Source organism: Streptomyces sp. UW30 (assembly GCF_008042075.1).
GTDB lineage: Bacteria > Actinomycetota > Actinomycetes > Streptomycetales > Streptomycetaceae > Streptomyces.
The window spans coordinates 1-2,389 of sequence record NZ_RDBN01000112.1 but is presented as its reverse complement, the minus strand read 5'-3'; the positions used below and the strand labels follow the sequence as shown (position 1 = coordinate 2,389).

General features: G+C 68.3%; 2 protein-coding genes. Both read right to left on the bottom strand.

All coding sequences use genetic code 11. From position 1 onward, the window contains the following. Positions 1 to 248: 248 nt before the first annotated feature. Entirely contained in the window at positions 249 to 1,559 is a 1,311-nt protein-coding gene (locus tag EAO75_RS44585; RefSeq protein ID WP_148000840.1) for a copper amine oxidase, read from the bottom strand. Between the two features lie 88 nt (positions 1,560 to 1,647). Next, on the bottom strand, positions 1,648 to 2,385 hold the full coding sequence (locus EAO75_RS44580) for a Tat pathway signal sequence domain protein (protein WP_261989718.1): 738 nt from the start codon (positions 2,383 to 2,385) through the stop codon (positions 1,648 to 1,650). Between the last annotated feature and the right edge of the window lie 4 nt (positions 2,386 to 2,389).

Below are 2,389 nucleotides of genomic sequence, written 5' to 3'. Positions count from 1 at the left end.
AGGACCAGCAGCCCATGCCGGTCCACTGGCAGGGATTCTCCATCGTCCCGCGCGACGTGACGGCTATGAATCCGCTCACTCCGAGCGAGCTCGCGTGGCAGAACGGGCACTGGCGGCCTCGCAGTTGAGAAACGACCCTGCCATCCGGCTGCACCGCCKWCCGCTCCCCCGAGCACTCCCCGTCCCAACGATCAAGGAAGAGTACTCCGGGAGCGGTCGGCGGTGCAGCCGGATGGCAGGGTCGTTTCTCAACTGCGAGGCCGCCAGTGCCCGTTCTGCCACGCGAGCTCGCTCGGAGTGAGCGGATTCATAGCCGTCACGTCGCGCGGGACGATGGAGAATCCCTGCCAGTGGACCGGCATGGGCTGCTGGTCCTCGTCCCGGGCGATGTGGTGGAAGCCCACGTTCATCCAGGCGATCGGGTGCGTGAGGCTCTGGCCGCCGACCCACTTGTCCACGTTCTTGGGGTGGCCGTTGCCGCAACCGGGGTTGTTGGTGGCGAACTTCTCGCACTTGTCGTACTCGGTGAAGTACATGTCGTGCTTGGTGAAGCTGCGGCCCGGGTACTTGGTGGTGACGCCGGGGACGATCTCGTACGAGCGCGCGTGACCGTCCTTGTTCTTGCCGGTCGCGCTGACCATGCGCCACCAGCGGTAGGCCTTGGCGTCGCCCGCGAGCTCCTTGCCGACCTTGGTGACGGTGGTCTTGGTCTTCGGGGCGCGGTCACCGGCGGCGGGCGCGGTCACCGTCGAGTCGTACTGCTCGACACGGTTCTTGGTGGAGCCGTCCAGGCCGAAGTCGAGCCGCCAGAAGACGTTGTGGCTGTGGCTGGTGGCCTTGGCCCGGTCGCCCTTGCCGATGGGCCAGCCGCGGCCGTCGCCGGCGTCGTAGTCCTCGTACGACAGGCTGCCGGTCGCGCCGACGTTCATGGTGACCGTGCCGTCGTCCTGGAAGCGCCACTCGGTCATGTACTCGTACCAGCCGACCTGGTTGACCGTGTAGACGAGCAGGTCCTTGCTCTGGGCCTGGTAGACCTTGGTCGCGCTGTCGCCCTGCATGCGGTAGGCGTGTCCGCGCGCGCGGGTCGTGGTGCACAGGCCCTTGACGTTCGGGTCCTGCCAGGCCTCCGGGACCTTGACGGTCTTGATCGTGCCGCCGGGGCACTCACCGGGGTCCAGGTTCATCAGGCCCTGGGCGAAGCCGAAGCCCGTCAGGTCGTCGTACTCGACGCTGCCGTCGTCGTAGGGGACGTGGATCTGGCCGAGCCGGGCGCTGTTGAGGACCTTGATCGGCTTGGGCTCGCCCTTGGGCTGGTAGGAGATGTTCTCCAGGACGAGCCCGGCCTTGCCGTCGTAGCGCCAGCACATCCGCCACGTCGTGCCGCCGGTGAGCTTCTGCTCGATGCGGTAGGCGGCGCTGCAGTCGGCGGCCGGCGCGGGGGCGTTCTTCGGCTGGGCGGATGCGGGCCCGGCGCCGGTCGTCGCGCCGGCGGCCAGCGCCGCCACGGAAAGCCCGACGGCGGCGCCCCTGCGGGCACGGCTGATTCTGTTCACGCGCATGAAGAAGTGACTCCCTTACAGGAGGTGCAAGTACGTGAGGTGCAGTTACGTGAAGTGCGGGTTGGAAAAGCGAACCGAGGGCGGCGGCTCAGCCGATGTCGAGCTTGGCGACCTTGCGGGCGCTCAGGTCGATCACGAAGGAGCGGGCGTCGATCCAGGGCCCGTTCTTGACCTTCGGGAACAGCCGCACACACCGGTGTTCGCCGCACTTGTCGAGTACGGCGGGCTGGGCGCCCTCAGTGGCCCGGTACACCGCGCCGTTGAGCAGCAGCTGCTCCGGGGAGGTGAGCTCCTTGTCGGTGGCGTCCTTGAAGTCCGCCTTCATGCCCGCGCCCAGTGGGTCGGCGATGAGGATCTTCGCCGCCTCGGCGTACTCGGCGCGGCCCAGAGGCGGCTGCACGCCGTGCTCGGTGGTGGTCTTCTCGACCTTGCCGGTGTCGAGATTGACGGTCCTGGTGACGAGCGCGTCGGCCTTGTAGTCGTAGAACGTCACCTCGGCCCGGCGCGGGGCGCTCGGGTCGTTCAGCTCGTCGACGTCCGGCTCGGCGAGGTCGACTCCGAGGCGCTGCGGGCCGCGGTCGCCGTCGACGTCCTCGGCGGCGGTGCGCATCTGCGGGCTCGCCGCGAGCTTGGCAGCCCGGTCCATCTCGTCATCGGTCAGCGGGTCGTTGCCCGTGCCCTTGTCACCCTCGTTCGGGGCCTGCTCGACGACGCCCGCTCCTTCGTGATCGACCTGAGCGCCCGCAAGGTCGCCAAGCTCGACATCGGCTGATCCGCCGCCCTCGGTTCGCTTTTCCAACCCGCACTTCACGTAACTGCACCTCACGTAC

What these genes read in the sequence shown, in the direction of transcription:
- EAO75_RS44585 (WP_148000840.1), bottom strand. Translation starts at nt 1,559, where the DNA reads ATGCGCGTGAACAGAATCAGCCGTGCCCGCAGGGGCGCCGCCGTCGGG.